Genomic DNA, 17,811 nt, shown 5'->3' with positions numbered 1-17,811 from the left:
GCTTTCATTTGCTATGAGATTCTAGCATAGGCTGGTAAGAAGCTTGTTTCTATTCTTTTCTCTATAATCTTAATTACCAATAGTAAGCAGCGAAGAGCCCTAAGTTCGTCATCAAGATTAAGCGCTCTTTCTATCAAACTAATCAGCCTCTTTTCGATAGTATGTTGTATGTAAAAACCATACCTTACAAAGCATTTCCAAAAAGTAAAATTCTAAAACATATACGCTTAATAAATTAGTATGTAACATTGTTTAATGATCGGTAATCTGACTAAATCTTTACGGAGCATAAATGGCAACCTTGTGATTGAGCACAGTACGGTGGAGGACTTACGGCACTCTAATTATGGAAATATACGGAAATTCGACGTACTCCGTCCTTGAAACGAGCGCACAGCCAGATACTTGAAGTCTCCGTATCGCTCCCGCATCCGTTTCATCCAGTTCTCAAAGTCCTTACTCGCTTCATCCAGCGAAACAGCTTCCTTCCCATACGTCAGGGTGATGTACTTATGCCCTTTGGTAAAGTTCAATTCCATCAGGTTTTCGAACCGTTCCCGTTCAACCAACGTAAGCCGTCTAGACTTCGGGATTCTTCTATTCTCTGAAAACTCTTCCATATCCAAAGGCTCCAGTATCGCCGTTTGAACCTGTTTCTGCACATTCGTCAGGGTAGGGCTGGCCTTTATAGCTTCGATCTCCGCTAGGCGCTGAGCTTTCGTATTACGGGGTTTCGTTCTATTCGGGGCTATGGATTTTCCGTACTTTTTCACCTTCAAGTAGTTTCCAATTATCGTCATCTGGCAGTTATAGCCCATCATCTTCTTCCTCCTTCGGTATAAAGCTCCTTGTGGAGCATTTACCGTAAATAAAGCAGGGAGGGAGAAGTGTACTCCATGTGTGTGCCATGTTCGGGAACATATTTTTAGCAACAGGCAGCTATAGGTCATAAAACAATCGCTCGGAGTTCTAAGAAACGAAAGGGGAGAAGACCGTGGTTACAACGCATTTAAACAAGGCAACCTCACATACTTACCCCCAAGTAGTCGAATCCTTCATACGCAAATAGCCCCTCCAGCGAGAACGGACGCTCAGCGTCCTAGAATCGCTAGAAGGGCTTAGGGGGGCGGGGCTATTCGTAAACTGGGATTCTACTCCTCGCTCACGCTCGGAGGACTCGCTTCGCTTCGTCCTTCCAGAAATGGTTACGGGGGGTTTAAACTAGGTAGATTTTCATTCTCGTTCTCAGACAGACGGAAGTTAACGGTATACGATCATTCAGCCCATATAGGGCGATTTCTGGACGCGTAGCGTCCGTTTAGTCGCCTTGGTGGGGGAGGTAACTTTCGATCTCCAACCTACAGAAGCCCCATGTGGCATTCTTGCCATCGATCCAAGCCTGATATTTATAGTACGTGGAATGCGCTCGGAGGCATATGGGTGACTGGATTGAACTGACTTCCGTAGCCGAGAGAACTCTATACTATTTATTAAAATAAAGGAATTATACCGCCGTGCATACCCTCCTAGCCGTTCTTTGCGTTGTTAGTTATACAGCGGCGGACAAAAAGAAACCTTGCGAGGATTAGTCGCAAGGTTGGTTGGAGATAAATCAGTCAGTGATGCCTTAGAATCATTTATCATTGTCCTCTAATCTTCTCATCGCTTCTTCAAGTGTTTCATAATGGACGTTATCGTATTCCCAATTCAAATGACGATTAATAGCCTTCGCTACTTCATCCCATGTGGGACGAATACAATCTTCCAATATTTTATTAATTTCCTCTTCCACAAGAGTCAAATCAAATTTATTGATAATAAATGTCGCCCTACCATCTAAGACCTTATCTTCTTCTAGAATGGTAAGTAATCTTTTGGGTGTCATAATTCTGAAATAGAAATAGTCAACTCCATCTGAATTGCTAGATCCAATGTCTGCACTTGCAGGTAGTGCAAAATCATCCTCTTGCTCTGGTTCACCACGCAATAAAACTCTTTTCAAAATTGGTACTATCATAGAGTCACCTCGATTATAAATTATTCAATTTGAACATGATAATTAGTGAGTTGCTTACCTTTGCTATCGAAGGTTTCGAAGTTTGCTTCATATACATTCTTACCGTATTTTTGACCTGTTCTAACTGAACTTAATCCATTTTTACTGGTGTATAGCATTCCGCCATCAACTTTTTGTATCTTAGCACCTTTTCCAACAAAATTAATTGCTGCTTCATTAATTAAATCAGCAGATATAGTCATACCTTGCAGCCCATCAATTGACTTAGAGTTTCTCGCAAAATTTGCCAGATCAGCACCTGAACCACTGAAGCAATTGGTATTATGCACCCAAATCCCAAGGTCACTAACAAAGTACGTATGGAACCTATCAACGGTCATGTTGTAAACCGTAACGTGCTTGTGCAACAGTTCGATGCTCTCAATCTTGAGTGTATTCCCATCGCTCTGAACAAGCAAGTCACCGACTTTAAGGTCTTTGACGAATGTCCATCCCTTACCTTCCACATAGAACGGATGGTTGAAGGTAGATTCAATCACTTGGTCGCCCACAGTAATCATGTAAATCTCATCCGTCTCATGGTTGAACGTTGCCGTTACCTCTTTATAAGCTACCTCGCCAGTCTCTTCATCCTTAGAAAGAACCCTATCTCCGACATCAATGTCTTCGATATTCTTCTCCCCTTCGTCTGTTTGAACCTTAGTTCCCGTTACAAAACAGTTACAAGCCAAGTTGGCTGCTGCCTTCCAAGAATCTTCTGATAACTCTACAGCTCTTGTGATTTGTCGCTCTCCGTTTACAAGCTTAATTACAAGCTTTCCACCTGAAATTACCTTGCCAACTGGTACAAAACCTGCAATAGCTAAAGATTTATTAAACGTAGATGCATTGGGGTCAACAATGGTGTTAATATTATCCATCACCATGAAGTTCACTACACTACCTGCAAACTGGAATCCACTTACTAGCCCATTCGTTGCTGATTGATAGAAACCAGGGGTGTAAACCTCACCCATATAACCAATACCAGGAGTTCCTTCGACGATTTGCTCATGCCCTGAAGGATCAGTATATCTCAATGGATTGTTACTCACATACGTATACCGATTCAAACTCAGCGGATTATCAATCTGCCCTTCATACGTATCCTAGTTAATAAAGCGTCATGCACCGATAGAAAAGGTGGCAACCATTAACTTCCAGTTACCACCTCATTATATCATCCAGCTTGCTTCATTTGCACCGCTGGCATTACATATTCCGTCTTGTTTTTCATCAAAGCGTAAATCACATCAACCAATTTTCGCATGATACAAATAATTGCCTGAGTTTTTGTCTTCCCTGCCGCTAACTTCTGCTGATAATACTCATAGTAGTAGGGGTTATTAGGTTCGCCACTCCCACGCTTCGTGCCAATCTGTCTACACGCCAGCCGATAAAACAACTCATGCAAGGCTCTATTCCCTTGCTTGCACTTATAATGCTTGTGCTTGTCGCCAGAACCATACAGTACAGGAGCAATACCAGAAAAATTGGCAAGCTTATCTGCATTGCTAAATCGCCCAATACTACCAATCTCAGCCACAAATGATGCTGCTGTTACAACCTCAACACCATACATGGTGTCAAGCTTATAACCCGTATCCTTCATCAATATAACCAATCGTTCCTCAATTGCCTGCATTTCTTCTTTACAAGTACGTATGCGTCTTATGTGACTTTGTATAATAAAATCCCTGTCCTCCTGATAGTTCCGCTTGGTGGAACCATCTTCATGTACAAGGTTTAGAATCTTCTCTGCACTTTTCAAGGAACAAGCATAATTGCTGGGTACTAGAAGGAACTCCCGAAGCTCTTGAACACTTACACCATCCAAATGATGCGGAGCTGGATAACGTTCAAAGAAAGCCAGAGACGTTTTCCCATCCAATTCGCTAAAAAACTTCCGATAACTTGGATAGTGATGGGAAATTTGAGCATGAAGTTGATTGACAAGAATCCTATGTTCATTAGCTATCGCTGTTCGTGTTGTCACAAGTTGAGCGATAACCCAATACTGGTCTATGGGATTCGCATCAGGCAAGGATTCTAGCTTGTCCACCAGGACGCTACCAACACATTCCGCATCCCATTCGTCTGACTTCCTTGCGATAGGATTGGCTTTACGCACACCGTTAGCGAGTGCAGGATTGACTTCCTTTACGGTTTGCTTCTGCTCCACAAGATACACCGCTAAAGCCCTGCCAAGACCACCTGTGTCCTCTAAACCGTAAATCGCCTTCATGCCCTTCTTCAAATACTTCTTTACTTCCTGCAATAACAACGGAAAAGCATTCGGTTTATTGTCAAATTTAAACTCACCCAGTTTCCGCTTAAATCCATTGAGGAAAACCGCCACATGTTGCCGTTTATGTAGGTCAATGCCTACAAATATATGCTTCATACGGGTCTCTTCCCATTTCTGCTGCAAATCAACGTGTTCCTTCATGCATTTACCTTCTTCCACATGATCTATACGCTAACCTTGAATGCTTAGTTCAAAGGGAATTTGCATCCTCATTTCAAGTGGTCTGAGCCACAAAGATACCTAAGCAATATTTCCCTCTCAATAAACATTCAAAGTCAAGCGTATGTGATTGAAACGACTTGGATTCGGTAAATGTATTTCCTCATTGCTTGGTTATCTATCATCACATCTCACCTTTCAATATCGGACGTAAGACAACCAGGCTGGCTGGTATACTACACGCCCGTCACTCAATTGTCAATAATGGATATTTCAGGAAAAACATGTTACTCTGGCAGATTCTTTTGTTTATGCTTCTCATAAAGTGCTACAAGATCAGCATCATGCGATGCATCTGAATCCGACAAAAATTGAACTACCCTTTGAAGAAACTCCAACTTATCCGAATCTTCACTCAAATACAAAGCCATATTCTTGCCCAGAACAACTTGGTCTTTGTAAGTTAATGCCTTTGAAAAGTTTTCATTAACGAAGGATTCGATAATGGGATACATGCTGCGCTTCCATTCAAATCTTTCATTAATAGCGTCATAGTCCCGATCATCCATTGTTGCATCGTTTACAAAATTAAAAACGACATACCCATCTTTTTGAAGTTTTTCGATCTCACCTTGGACGACAGCCATCTTAATTTTCGCTTCATCTAACTCCTCCGAATAAATATCTCCTTCGTTGACGCCCAGCACTTCTGCAATTTGCTTGACCCTCTTATCTGGAATCTTGATAGTGAGATTGTTCTCCCATTTGTTAACGGCTGTAATGGTGACTCCTAAAGCATCAGCAATGACTTGCTGGCTAATGTTCCGTATTTTACGAATAGCTTTTATGTTGTTTTTCATGTTTAGTGTCCACCGCTTCCAAGTTTATGAATGAAGTATACCATCCACAATCTTTTTAGTCAAGTTTATATTGACTTGACTTTAATTTGGTAGAGTGATACAATACGGTTATTATCGATGAATGGAGCTTTCTCTTGACAACTCCCGAATAAACACACTACAGTCTGGCTGCTGGTATTATCAATCAAGCCGTGAACTTGGCTAAAGGGAGTTGAATCAATAATGAAAGATGAAGCAAGAACGTCTTCCATGAAACAAAAGTACTTTAATGTTTCCGACGGAGAACACAATTTATTACATCAAATGAAAACCCTGCAATACCTTCAGGAGCAAATCATTCAATCCGCTTTGCTTCTAGGATCAATTTTGCATGAATCTACACTATCAGAAGTAGTCGAAACCCTATATAACATGCGGAGTAGTCTTGAAAAACAAGCATTAGCCCTCAAACTTAAACAAAGCATTATCCTCTCCGATTCCAGCAGGGAGCGTGACGTATGAGCGAAGAAATGCTGAAATATGAGCAATTAGTTTTAGAGGAAGATGAACTTGTTAGCAAAATTCATACATGTCAAACTGCGATCAATGCTGTGATGGATGCGGTGCTGAAAGAAGGAAAGTCACTGCATATGCTGATGGTTGAGGATGTTATAACGATGGTTCATGGGCTGGAGATTGATTGTCAGACGAACCTACTACACCTACGGTTGAAGAAATTTTTGTTGGCTTATGAGATTAGATGACTGTAGTTTTAGTTATTCGCAGTAGGCTGAGAAGCTCTAATGGCTCTGATGGAAATATTTGCAGGGAAATATGCATAAGAACGTGGCAATCACTTGCCATGTTTCTTTCTGCTGAACATTTATGAAAAGGAATGAAAATGGGGATGATTTCTATGAATGTATTGGATTAAAATGTAAGTTTTGAAGTAACAAGAATACTAAATTCAAATGAGAAAAAGGAGAAACAGATCCATGAAAGCCACTGAAATTATTAAATTGTTCGATTACACGAACAAAGAGACAACATTATACATGCCAAATGAAATATTTGATGACCTCCTATCCAGCGAAAATTTGGAGGATAGCAGCCATATTGCTTTTGCTTACAGTTATGTGTATTTATGTACGTGGCTTTACCGTTATTGTAAATACTATTACTACGAAAAGATGACACAAGATAAAATTAAACAGATATTGGGTTACGCCAAAACCAACAAAACATTGGATTACATGATCAAGAAGGATGGCGTATTAGAGACACTTGGTTATCTGGAGACTACGACCGATTTTCCCATCCTTCTATCCATTGATGACGGGTTTCTTGATTTCTACACCAATGAGCAAAATAAAGCAGATTGCCCGATAAGACTTGATAATTATAAGAATTTTAAAGTTAAGTTACCTATAAAGGCATTCCACAGAACCCAAGAATCTGTAGAGGAAAGGGTTTTAGATGGCACTTATTACGATGTGTACAAAACCCATCTTATTCCTTTTGAAGTGTTCATGTATTGCATGAGTTATGCAGAAATCAATACGGTGGGTTTTTATTTGTATGCCTTTCTAAAACATAAAAACGATCTGTTTACAAATGGCGTTGACATTTCTCTGCAGAGAATTATGGAGGAAACGGGCATAAAGGCTACAACATTGGACACGTATCTGACAAAGCTTAAGGAACATAATATGATAGATTGTATAGTCCAGCCTTATGTATTAAACCTTCCACAGCACTTATGGCAAGCCAATACCTATAAAACTGAGCCATATGTTCTTTTTGGGAAGAAATCCGTATCAATAACGAAAAGGAAAGTAATGAGTCTGTGGACATATGAAAAGGAATACGGCAAAATCGGAAAGCAAAGTTTCGATTTCCTCTCCGAGTCTCCACCAGTAATTGATATAGATGATAATATGCTTCCATTTTAACAACAAAAAGAAATGAAATACAAACAGGTACGTTCTTCGGGGTTAATATAATTCAGACTGTGCTTCTCTCCTTGGCTTCTGTTCGTACGGTAGTGAGTATGGGATGAATTATATTAACCCCGTTTAACATACCTGTTTCTTTTACAATGGATTCCATTGCACTTTTCACATTAGCCAGACTTCTGCTATTTAATAAAGATGCTGTTGAATGCTTCATCCGAGCGAACCCTATTAAATTCTACGACAAACATAGGTGATTTTACATGGCTGAAAGGTCAACAAGGATTTACTATTTCACGATAGAAGCTGCGATAACTAAGATAATCAACGGCAAATCGTTGTTTGCTTATAATACAAGGGTTTTCCCATACTAAAATAAAGTAACCAGTTACATTTCTCCACTTAAAATAAGGCAACAGCCATGATGGGCATTCACGTTCAATTCCATTCGAGGCTCTTTCTTATTTTATAAGCTAAAATCATCAATAGCCTTATCCATAATATCTTGATTAATGCCAATATAACGAAGCGTCACGCTCGGCGCAGAATGATTGAACAATTCCTGTAGCAACGCTACATCCTTTGTCTTCTGGTAGAAATGGAAGCCAAATGATTTCCTCATGGTATGGCAACCAATTTCGCCAAGCCCAACCTCCTTAGCAACGTTGTTGAGTATCTTATAAGCTTGTTCACGGCGAATCGGCAACCCTGTCTTCCTAGAAGCGAACAGAAATTCTTTTTCGTCCATACGCCGTATATATTCATCAATGACGGTGCGAAGGTTACTGTTGATCTTGAAACGCTTGTCCTTGCCAGTTTTCTTCTCTTTGATTGTAATGTGCGACTTATCCTTCACATCACATACACGTAGCGGCAGTAGATCAGAAATGCGAAGTCCGCTGTTAATGCCAAGTGTGAATAGAAATTCGTCCCGTATGGACTGGTGACGTAGTAGGTCTTTGATTGCTTCAATCTTGTTTTTATCACGAATCGGCTGGACTACGTTCAAGTGAATCTCCCCTTATCCCATACAATATGTTGCATTGGCTGGGACTGTACCAAACGTTATGTTGCATTGTCCAGTAGGAATTTTCATGGAATCGGCACAAACGTTGGCTGTATAAGCTTTCATGGATTTTCATGATGCAACAAAATAAGGATTGTGTGGCTTGGGGCTACGGATGGCATAGATCGTGGTGAGTCGGACGGATTGATTGAGTTTGCAAAGTGATTGGACGCATCGTTTAATTTATGTTCCGCATACCCCAGGGTACTTTTAACCATTTTGCTGTTCACTTTTCCCGCTGATGGCATATGCACAGCAAACCAGCGACATTATCATGAATCTCTACCTTACATGAAACTTGAATTTTATGTAAGACACTAAGCATGGTCAACATCACGTGCAAAATCAAAAGCCGCAGGATTCAATCTGCGGCTCCTTTGTGTATCCCTGATAATCTACTTCCCAAGTCGATCAAACGTCCCCAGAACTTCCTTTGCCACTTTCAGAAGCATTTGCACTTCTTCTAGCTCTCTACCAGCCAATAGCGAATGAAAAGCGTTAATTAGCACTTGTTTATCATTGCGTTCCTCTATGCCTTCTATGCCCTCAACACGAAATACCTCTACCGCATTGACCTCTAAAGCAACAAGTACCTTTTCAAGCGTTTCAAGGGAAATATTCCTTGAACCTCTTTCGATATCCGATATGTAAGTGATGTATACACCTGATTTTTCTGCTAATGACTCTTGTGTGTAGCCTTTTTCTTTCCTTAAAGTCCTGATTCGCTCTCCAACCATTTTGATAAAATCCGCTGACATAGCATCACGCTCCTATATACAAGCGTATGAGAGGGATGCATATGAAAACAGGGACTCATACCAGAAATATAATTGTAAACTTCGTATATATACGATGTTATGAATTGCGACAAATTTTTCATTCCAAGGAGGGATTAGGATGATTCGAAAGACACTTGCATCATTTGTTTGTATGGCAATAGCCGTTCCTAGCATTGCATTAGCTGATACCCAGAAGCCCATATCGGTATTCGTAGATGGTCAACAACTAGCGTTTGAAGTAGCGCCTATCATTCAAGATGGTACGACACTAGTACCAATCAGAGCAGTTTTCGAAAAATTGGGCTTAAAAGTTACTTGGGACTCAAATACGAATACAATAACAGGAATCAAGGATGGATTGAATATTCAAATGAAGATTGGCGATACCAATGCGGTTCTCAATGGTAAGGCAACAACATTAGAGGTTCCACCAAATATCATCGATGGAAATACTCTTGTCCCACTTCGATTTGTTGGAGAAGCAAGTGGAAATGAAATCGCTTGGGATGGGGATTTAAGAAAAGTTAGTATCACCTCTAAGAAGCAAGTGCCACAAGGAGAACTATACGCCCAAGGAGCCAAGTACGTTGGAGATATTGTCAACGGTAAGGCAAATGGGAAAGGAATATTCACAACAAACGGAACGAAGTATGAAGGTGAATTTAAAGACAACTTTCCAGATGGCACTGGTGTATACACTTTCTCAGACGGGGGTAAATATGAAGGTGAACTAAAACATGGGAATTTTTATGGCAAAGGCACTCTAACGCTTAAGGATGGAAGCAAGTACGTTGGAATGTTTAAAGATGGCAAAAGAAATGGTGAAGGCAAGCTATACGATCCTTCGGGGAGATTTACTGCTACTGGCATGTTTAAGGATGACGTTCTCGTTAGCCAGTCAACGGCAGAAGAATCCTCTACCTCAACATCCACTGGCGCGGACGCTGTATTGGCAAGTATTCAAGCTAAATTTTCATCAATAACGCTAGGTAGTAAGACACTGCATTTTACATACCAAATGCCGCAAATTGCTTTACCTCAGAATGGCGAAATGAGAATCATGGCAACGATTTCTAACGACGATTATCTTGATTTCCTTGAAGTTCTACTTAACAATAAGTCAGATCTGCAAAATGGCTTGCAATCACTCGTAAATGAGTTAAATGAAGTAACGAAGAAAAATGGAGTCAATAGCTACTTTTTGGATGCATTTTACCAAAAGAGGTATTCATTCTATCCTACAAGCTATAAGCCAACAGAAATTAGCATTAATAGTGATGGTACTGTCACTGTGACGCATTCCATTTTCACTATTTTCAAAGGACAATTGAATCTTAAATAGAACAATATCACAGGGGTGTAAATATGAAAGTAACTGGTAAAGGTACTCTTAGCTTGATAGTTCTTGTAACATTTTTATGTTTGGTTGGCTGTAGTCCTGAACCCCATAAAAGACTAGAAGATGCAACCAATAAAGAATTGCAAGATTTCCACAAGTGGGAGCAGAAGCAAGATCAAAAAAAGTGGGAAAATGAGAAGCCCTACAAGAAATAAAGCGCCAATTTCACTTTAAATATTTGAGTTGAAAGAAAAGGAAGCAGCTTAATTTAGGTTGCTTCCTTTTGCTTTTTCATCAGTTTTTTCAGGCTGTTAACGCTTGATTGCAACATGCCATAATCAATCTGCCTTGCTTACACGCATCCTGAGCGTTCACAAGTTGTAAGAGATAGTAAATGCCTTCGACACTGGAATAACGCTCAGCGGCTAAAATCTGTTCGGCTGAATTGATGTCACAATGTGCGCCGCTAGCATTGTAGTAGCGGTTATTTGTTGTTAGCGATACAGCGGCAGACAAAAAGAAAACCTTACGAGGGTTAGTCGCAAGGTGGGAAATATTAACGTGTATTTTCCGCGAAAAAATCATCTAGTAACTCATAGAACTTATCGAAAGCATCATTGTCGTTGCTTGAGAAAAAAGTAATCAGTTCAGCCCAACTATGGGTTGTATTTATATTATATCGCCGTTGAATATATTCTTGAAATTCAGAAAGAAAAAAATAATTAGGTTCTTTATTTACTTCGTTATGATAGGCTATGTAACCATTCAGATATGCCTGGAGTAGATGTAAAGATTTTTTCCCGATATACATACCAGGTCTTTGTTTCATTTCTTGGATTTTTTTGTGTAATATATCCACACTTATCCTCCTTGATTTATACTTGTTCTAGTAATAGTCCTATTACCAACACCATAGAAATCGTTTAACCAATCTTGATAAGATATACCTTTGGTATGAATATTATCGTAAACCTTATCTTGATACAATATTCCTGTATGGTATCCATTTTGACTAATAGCTTCAGTCCCGTAAGTATCACTTACTATGAAACCTGGTGAATTGTATTTTATGGATACCTGTTCCCCGTTCAGACCATTTTTTAGCAAATAAGATTTCATATCATTTGCGGCTTCAGCGCATTGACAGTTTCCGTATTTACCCGCAATTGAAGATAGTGTCCATCCAGCAGAACTTTGTAGTATCGTAGGTGCTTGTTTTACAAACGGCGTTGTTATAACCGTAGGTGTCTGGTCTTGAAATGGCGTAGTTATGATAGTGGGTCGCTGTTCACCAAACGTTGTTTGAGTAACAGTTGCTGATTGTTGCACAGCAGGTACTGTAATGTAGATAGTTGGACCATTGTCAACAGTCGGAGGAGGAGCATCAACAACAGGTGTGGGGGCAGTACCAACAATTATACCTGCTCCTACGGCGGCACCTCCTGCACCTATTGCACCGAATCCAACCCCACCACCACCACCAAATGCAACCTCATTAGCATGACCACTAGGGTCAATCCAACGTAGTGGATTATTTGTGGTGTAAGTATACAAGTTCAGTGTCAGCGGATTATCGTACTTTCCTTCATAAGTATCCTCATTGATAAACCGCCCTACAGTAGGATCATACCATCTAGCACGCAGATATTGTAAGCCAGTTGTGTTGTCGTAGAACTCTCCGCTGTAACGGAATGGTTGTTGAACAGCTTCTTCTGTTATCAGCGGATTGCCCCATATATCATATTTGTAGGTATTCAACGTTTTCCCTGCCGCGTCAGTTAATCCAACTACATCACCATGTCCGTTATGTTGGTAATATGTTTTATTTTCACTAGCATCAACTCTTGCGACAAGTCCGTTACCACGGATATACCTCGCTTTCAATGTTGCTGTACCATTCGCCGCAACTATACCTTCAGCGACCAGATTGGCTCCATCGTAATAGTAACGAGTCGTCTGTCCATTTTCGGTGCGCTCGTATAACAGTCCATCTCCATTATACTTATACGACACAACTTTACCATCATCCATGCTTACTTTCATCAGGCGATTGCGATCATCGTACTCATAGTTTACACCAGCTATGTCCAGTACTTGACTACTACTTTGCAACGTTTGACGATTTCCCCGGCTATCATATGTGTATTGTTCATTGTATCCCGATGATGTGTCAATACGATTCAGTTTGTCATACGTAAACGAATTAATTGCACTATTTTCCGTTTTACTCGTTTGATTGGCATTGTTATCGTAGACATAACCGAATACGTATAAGTTATCTCCGTTGTTTTTCTTTCGCACTAGATTGGTCAGGTTTGCTCCATCAAATGTGTAACTATTCGTAATACCATTCTTCTGTGTGGTTATATCAGCAAGTCCATTTTTCTTGTACTTATAGCTGGCTTCCCAGTTATCGGTCGTATCTCCAATGCCCTTTAGACGATTACTTTTATCCTCGTAACCGTAAACTGTTTTGATGCTGAATGGATCTGTCATTTCTACCCGATTTCCTAGTCCTTCAGTGCCATAACTGTACTTGATTGTTCTACCATCCTGATATGTCATTGTGTCAAGTAAACCTGTCGCTGGGTAGTACTGATAAGAAGTTGTATTAGTTCCATCTTTCATCCATAATCGTCTACCCGCATTATCATAATCATAGCTGATAGTCTCGTTAGGAGAAATGTTTTTCGTAAGGAGATCACGTGAGTTATACTCATACTTTATCGTCTGACCTTTGCGATCCACATGCTTGATCAAGTTGCTATTGCCGTCATAAAAATATTTATCTGTGAGTTGGGCAAGATCAGTTTTTTTGATCAATCTTCCCATTTCGTCGTATTCTTTTAATACTTTGTTATTATCAGGGAATTTTACTTCTTTAACTTGATTAGCCAGACTATACTTATAAGCTGTCGTATCATTATTTGCATCCTTCACTGAAGTCAACCTACCCAGTACATCGTATCCAAAAATGCTTATATGAGTTGCGTCTGCATCTGTTACTTCTAATGCATGTCCGACGTAATCGTACTTTTTGACACTGGAAACCGGAAATACTTTATCTTTTCCGTTTTCGGTTTTCAAACGACCAACTTCTATTGTTCTGCCAAGAATATCATAGGTTTCCCGTAGTCGGTTTTGCTCGCCGTCCTTGGTTGTCTTTGTACGATTAATATCATCGTACTCTACCGATTCAGATGCATCGGGATAGATCACTTCTTTTACACGATTCCATGGATCATATCTATACTCGGTAGTAATTCCTCTTGCATCTTGTGATTTCCACAATCGACTGTAATCATCGTACTGAAAGCTTTGTTTGCCTGTTCCAGCACCTACAATCTGAATGGATTCCTTCAATCCAAGTGGGTTCCATTTGGTAATTGTCTTTACCCCAGTTGGATCAGTGGAGGTGATTTGATTGTTAGCATCATTGTACTCATTTGTGACCAAGTTAAGATTCCCAAAGGTTGCTAGAGTCAATCTTCCTAGTTTATCATACGTGTACTTTGTAATTCCCTTCTTGTCATCGGTGTAACTAGCAATTTGACCGGTAGACAAATTGTATTCCATTGATTGTGAAACAGTTGATGACTTACCTTCTGCATCTAACACTTTGATTGATTGATTGGTCAAAAATGCTGACCGGTATTTAAGATCGAAATCCCTGTTAATGACAATATTCCGGCCATCATCTTTAATCGTTACCTTTTTTGCATTTCCAACAGAATCATAATCTTCATAATTGACCTGAGACATGAGTGTTAGCTTGCCCTGTGCATCTTTTTCATTAATGACTAGTGTTGTTACACTTCCCTTATCGTTCCGCTGTATGTCAGTTAATTTAGAGTGCGATTCATCCACGGGCTGATTCACTGATTTTAAAAAGTTTGTTTTATCTAGATATTCATAGGTTGTAATGATATTCAGAGTATTTGTTTCTGTTTTTAGGTTACCATAGTCATCAAATGTGCGTTTTATTGTAATCGGTTGCGACGTTAATGTTCCATTTGATGAAGATGTTGTCACTTCTATTGGAACAGGAAGTCTTTTTGTTTCATCAAACGTTTGATTAATGATTCGGTTATCTGTGCCAGCTTGCTGTGTAATGTTTTTGTTATAGTAAACTTGTGGTGTGGTATCATCAATATATTGTTTTTTGTACGTATACGTTGTTTGTGTTAAGCCGTCCTTTACCGTAGTGGAGAATTCATAATTATATCGAAAGTTTGCTCCTCCGTCTTCTACGTAAGCGAAATCAACATGGCGTGATTTTTGCTTACTTCCATCCTGATAGTCTACGACATCTTCTCTTGATTTTACACGATAGGCTGTTTCCTTGGCTTGTGGTCCCAGATTTCTTGTGAACGGTTCATAGGTATATTCAGAATGAGCATTTGTCGGGTGGTACACATCTTTAAGTAAGGCCACATAGTTATCTTTCATTCGATCTGCACCGACTAGATCAAACGGTGCTGGAGATGTATCATACGTATACCGTGTCGTTCTCTCACCAGCATCGGTGACCGTAGATAATAAGTCTTTGTTCCCTTGGGTATCTTTCGTTTTTACGTACTTTACGGTACGATCTCCCATCGTCAGCGTGACTTCTGCACCTTTATAGTCGATGTTTATTTCATTACCGATTTCATCTTTTATTTTTCTTAATACGCTTCCATACGGTGAGATATTGTCGTACTGAAACTGAATTGTATTGTTATAGACATCTTTAATTTGAGTCAATTTCCCATTACATGAAAAAAACTGTTTGGTTCCATCTAGCGCCGTCAGCATATAACACGAATCCGCAATAGAATAGTCTCGCTGCATGACCAAATCTTTCCATGGATTCCCTTTCAAATTCAGTTGATTGTCCATCTCATAGGTTGCCCCGCCGAAGAGATGAAGGTAGTTTTTCCCATCTTTCGACTCATCTTGCGTCTCAATGTAAGGGATATCCCATCTCCATCCCTTTCCGATAGGAAATTTGGATTCTTGATTCGGAACGCTCGTATAATTGTAGTATCCATAACCTTGGAGAAGTATTGGAGATGAGGGATCGGCAATTAAGTATCCTGTCGGATACAATTTGGCACGAAAGGTTACTCCATTAATTTGAAAACTGTGGGTCATAAAAGGTTCGTCCGTATCTTTGTTTCTGGCTTTATAGGTAGTAGCCTCCAATCTCTTTTTCTCTTCAAAGTCACCAAATTCCATCACATTTTGGGGAGAGGGATTATTCCATTGGTAATAGGATCCATTCCGCTGCACGAACAAATACATGTAATAAGTGGTATCTTGATAAAAAGTATAATTATCTCCTCCTTGCCACATTTCTACAATCGCACGAAATTCGGGCATGTATTTAATCGTTCTGTAATGCGTAAACACGGCTTGCTTATCGTAATATTGAGCGGTGGAACTATCGTATATTCGATTTAAGGCAAACGACAATCCATTCCTGCCTGGAAGCACCATATCGGTTGTTTTCAGTTGTAGGGAACCGCTCAATGTAGAAATATCCTCTTTACCTGAAGATACGGAATAAGGAGCGTTATCTACATTTGTGTACATTCTTTTTACAGCGAGATCATCATAGCTAGTCGGAATGTTGGCAGCGATTGAGACTTCCTTCGATACATTATAAGTATCCGTAGTAACCGACGAAGCGTTACTGTACGTATTTGTCAAAACACTTTGGAGAGGATCATTGGTGTAGGACGGTGTATACGTAGTTGACTTTGGTTCCAAGCGATCTAAAGAATAATCCAGTTGTTTCAAATGTTCTTGAACACTTGGATTTATTGGAGTGAGTAAATCTGCAAGCGATGGGTTTGATTGTGATTTTGCTTGTAAGGCTTGGTTGATCTCTTGCAGCGAGTACCCTTTGTTCAGTTGTGATAATATCTCTTCTTCTGACACAGCAAATTGTTGACTTAGCCAAGGGATCGTAAGAACTGCGCTAACTGTCGTCGAAACATTCGATCCCTTATTATTTGTTGTAACGGGCGTAGTCCTATCGTTAACTTGCTCTGGCACTTGCAATGCTTTTGCCGCATTAACAAGACCATTTCCATACTTGGTCTTATCGCCAAGTGAGGTTGCAGATTCATTCATTACTTTGCGAATATCTTGGTTGCTATAAGTAGGATGTGCGTATTTGATGAGAGCGGCGACACCTGCAACTTGAGGAACCGAAATAGAAGTTCCGCTGAGTGAGGTGTACGTGTTGTTGAGAGATAGTCCTTGTATTCTTACCCCCGGCGCAACAAGCTCTACTTCCGCACCCGTATTGGAAAACGATGCAAGTTGGTTGTCACCGTCTACAGCGCCAACACCGATAACAGAACTGAATTTTGCTGGATATGATACATTATTTGTTCCATCATTACCTGTTGCAGCAACAAGAAGGATGCCATTGCTATAAGCTAGTTGAGTTGCTTCCTCTAGCGCGGCTGAATAGTTTCCTCCTGTAAAACTCATAGAAACAACATCCATATGATTCTCAATTGCCCAATCAATGCCCTGGATTACTTGGCTATATGCGCCATTGCCGTTACCATCTAGCACTTTCACATCGTACAAGCTCACATTAGGAGCAACACCAACAAAACCTTGATTATCTTTATGCGCTGCGAGAATCCCAGCCACAAATGTACCATGTCCATTCGTATCCCCGAGTGTTGCATCATTCGGCACTAAAGAGATTCCACCAGATACGTGTAGCTCTGATAACTTTGTATTCACACCTGTGTCTAGGACAGCTACTTTTACGCCCGTACCGTCATTACCTAGGTCATGAACCTCCGGAACATGAATTTGCTTCAAATTTACAGGAACAATATCCCCTGCTTTACTCACGATGCTATCCTTTTCAATGTATGCTACATTGGAATCCTTTTTTAAGTCTTCGACTTCAGCATCCGATAGCATTGTTGTCGTATGTGACGATAGATGTTTAAATGATTTCCCGATTTTTTTATTTCTTTTGTTTAAATTCTGCTTACCTTTTGTTATATCCTTAAATTTAATAATATAAGAACTAAGTGCGATATTATTGTCATTGGAACTTTGATTGGTTGCACTTTCAGCCATTACTAAGGTTGGTAAAATAATTGTAAAGACAGTAGTAATAACTAGCAGAATTGATATTATTCGTTTGATCATAGTTAGCTCCTTATTTCTAGTTTAGTAATTAATAATTAACATTCACTGCTCGCATATAATTTAATTTTCCATTCAATATTACATCCATTGAAGTTAAGGATTAACAATGACCTTTAAGAGATCACCATTAACGTCGTAGGTGT

Annotated in this window: 14 protein-coding genes and 1 pseudogene; 5 read left to right on the top strand and 10 right to left on the bottom strand. The window is 39.8% G+C overall.

The annotated features are described in order from the left end of the window. Positions 1 to 344: 344 nt before the first annotated feature. The 5 genes and pseudogenes from FU659_RS27565 to FU659_RS27545 all read right to left on the bottom strand — a co-directional run bounded on the left by FU659_RS27565 (position 345) and on the right by FU659_RS27545 (position 5,383). On the bottom strand, positions 345 to 821 hold the full coding sequence (locus tag FU659_RS27565; protein WP_147950502.1) for a hypothetical protein: 477 nt from the start codon (positions 819 to 821) through the stop codon (positions 345 to 347). Positions 822 to 1,633: 812 nt separating this feature from the next. Next, positions 1,634 to 2,017 (bottom strand): Imm8 family immunity protein, encoded by a 384-nt coding sequence (locus FU659_RS27560; RefSeq protein ID WP_147950501.1) that lies wholly within the window; start codon positions 2,015 to 2,017, stop codon positions 1,634 to 1,636. A 20-nt stretch (positions 2,018 to 2,037) separates the two neighbouring features. Continuing rightward, a pseudogene (locus FU659_RS37745) lies at positions 2,038 to 3,165 on the bottom strand (polymorphic toxin-type HINT domain-containing protein); the annotation flags it as partial. A 71-nt stretch (positions 3,166 to 3,236) separates the two neighbouring features. Further along, entirely contained in the window at positions 3,237 to 4,505 is a 1,269-nt protein-coding gene (locus tag FU659_RS27550) for an IS110 family RNA-guided transposase (RefSeq protein ID WP_261808092.1), read from the bottom strand. A gap of 305 nt (positions 4,506 to 4,810) precedes the next feature. Next, complete coding sequence (locus tag FU659_RS27545) at positions 4,811 to 5,383, bottom strand: helix-turn-helix transcriptional regulator (RefSeq protein WP_147950500.1); 573 nt, start codon at positions 5,381 to 5,383, stop codon at positions 4,811 to 4,813. A gap of 222 nt (positions 5,384 to 5,605) precedes the next feature. Here FU659_RS27545 and FU659_RS27540 point away from each other — a divergent pair, with 222 nt between their 5' ends. The 3 genes from FU659_RS27540 to FU659_RS27530 all read left to right on the top strand — a co-directional run bounded on the left by FU659_RS27540 (position 5,606) and on the right by FU659_RS27530 (position 7,314). Beyond that, entirely contained in the window at positions 5,606 to 5,884 is a 279-nt protein-coding gene (locus FU659_RS27540) for a hypothetical protein (RefSeq protein ID WP_147950499.1), read from the top strand. Continuing rightward, on the top strand, positions 5,881 to 6,126 hold the full coding sequence (locus FU659_RS27535; protein WP_147950498.1) for a hypothetical protein: 246 nt from the start codon (positions 5,881 to 5,883) through the stop codon (positions 6,124 to 6,126). Before FU659_RS27540 ends, FU659_RS27535 begins: the two co-directional genes overlap by 4 nt. 231 nt (positions 6,127 to 6,357) lie before the next feature. Further along, a complete protein-coding gene (locus tag FU659_RS27530; protein ID WP_147950497.1) occupies positions 6,358 to 7,314 on the top strand; it encodes a hypothetical protein in 957 nt (318 codons plus the stop codon). Between the two features lie 466 nt (positions 7,315 to 7,780). On the opposite strand, the gene FU659_RS27525 is transcribed toward FU659_RS27530, so the two are convergent. After that, entirely contained in the window at positions 7,781 to 8,323 is a 543-nt protein-coding gene (locus tag FU659_RS27525; protein ID WP_147950496.1) for a site-specific integrase, read from the bottom strand. Positions 8,324 to 8,775: 452 nt separating this feature from the next. Further along, positions 8,776 to 9,138: a helix-turn-helix domain-containing protein gene (locus FU659_RS27520; protein WP_147950495.1), complete on the bottom strand. Its 363-nt coding sequence runs from the start codon at positions 9,136 to 9,138 to the stop codon at positions 8,776 to 8,778. 139 nt (positions 9,139 to 9,277) lie between these two features. On the opposite strand from FU659_RS27520, the gene FU659_RS27515 reads away from it, so the two are divergent. Continuing rightward, positions 9,278 to 10,501 carry a stalk domain-containing protein gene (locus FU659_RS27515; protein WP_147950494.1) on the top strand — a complete coding sequence of 408 codons (1,224 nt, stop codon included), beginning with the start codon at positions 9,278 to 9,280 and terminating at the stop codon, positions 10,499 to 10,501. Between the two features lie 23 nt (positions 10,502 to 10,524). Further along, entirely contained in the window at positions 10,525 to 10,713 is a 189-nt protein-coding gene (locus FU659_RS27510) for a hypothetical protein (protein WP_147950493.1), read from the top strand. 88 nt (positions 10,714 to 10,801) lie between these two features. Here the strand turns inward: FU659_RS27510 and FU659_RS35895 are convergent, their stop codons facing one another. From FU659_RS35895 to FU659_RS27500, 3 genes are read right to left on the bottom strand one after another with little or no spacing between them, the layout of a single operon-like run. Next, positions 10,802 to 11,014, bottom strand: a complete 213-nt coding sequence (locus FU659_RS35895; protein WP_187274440.1) for a hypothetical protein — start codon at positions 11,012 to 11,014, stop codon at positions 10,802 to 10,804. Positions 11,015 to 11,054: 40 nt separating this feature from the next. Further along, positions 11,055 to 11,357: a hypothetical protein gene (locus FU659_RS27505; protein ID WP_147950492.1), complete on the bottom strand. Its 303-nt coding sequence runs from the start codon at positions 11,355 to 11,357 to the stop codon at positions 11,055 to 11,057. Positions 11,358 to 11,359: 2 nt separating this feature from the next. Continuing rightward, a complete protein-coding gene (locus FU659_RS27500; protein WP_147950491.1) occupies positions 11,360 to 17,668 on the bottom strand; it encodes a S8 family serine peptidase in 6,309 nt (2,102 codons plus the stop codon). Between the last annotated feature and the right edge of the window lie 143 nt (positions 17,669 to 17,811).

This window comes from Paenibacillus sp. N3.4 (assembly GCF_008017805.1).
Taxonomy (GTDB): Bacteria; Bacillota; Bacilli; order Paenibacillales; family NBRC-103111; genus Paenibacillus_E.
Note: the sequence above shows the minus strand (reverse complement) of the source record. Positions and strands in the feature narration are given on the sequence as shown.

Bases quoted from the DNA above. Each gene is read 5' to 3' on its own strand.
- FU659_RS27535 (WP_147950498.1), top strand. From the start codon at position 5,881: ATGAGCGAAGAAATGCTGAAATATGAGCAATTAGTTTTAGAGGAAGAT.
- FU659_RS27500 (WP_147950491.1), bottom strand. From the start codon at position 17,668: ATGATCAAACGAATAATATCAATTCTGCTAGTTATTACTACTGTCTTT.
- FU659_RS27560 (WP_147950501.1), bottom strand. From the start codon at position 2,017: ATGATAGTACCAATTTTGAAAAGAGTTTTATTGCGTGGTGAACCAGAG.
- FU659_RS27565 (WP_147950502.1), bottom strand. From the start codon at position 821: ATGATGGGCTATAACTGCCAGATGACGATAATTGGAAACTACTTGAAG.
- FU659_RS27515 (WP_147950494.1), top strand. From the start codon at position 9,278: ATGATTCGAAAGACACTTGCATCATTTGTTTGTATGGCAATAGCCGTT.
- FU659_RS27545 (WP_147950500.1), bottom strand. From the start codon at position 5,383: ATGAAAAACAACATAAAAGCTATTCGTAAAATACGGAACATTAGCCAG.
- FU659_RS27520 (WP_147950495.1), bottom strand. From the start codon at position 9,138: ATGTCAGCGGATTTTATCAAAATGGTTGGAGAGCGAATCAGGACTTTA.
- FU659_RS27550 (WP_261808092.1), bottom strand. From the start codon at position 4,505: ATGAAGGAACACGTTGATTTGCAGCAGAAATGGGAAGAGACCCGTATG.
- FU659_RS27530 (WP_147950497.1), top strand. From the start codon at position 6,358: ATGAAAGCCACTGAAATTATTAAATTGTTCGATTACACGAACAAAGAG.
- FU659_RS27510 (WP_147950493.1), top strand. From the start codon at position 10,525: ATGAAAGTAACTGGTAAAGGTACTCTTAGCTTGATAGTTCTTGTAACA.
- FU659_RS27540 (WP_147950499.1), top strand. From the start codon at position 5,606: ATGAAAGATGAAGCAAGAACGTCTTCCATGAAACAAAAGTACTTTAAT.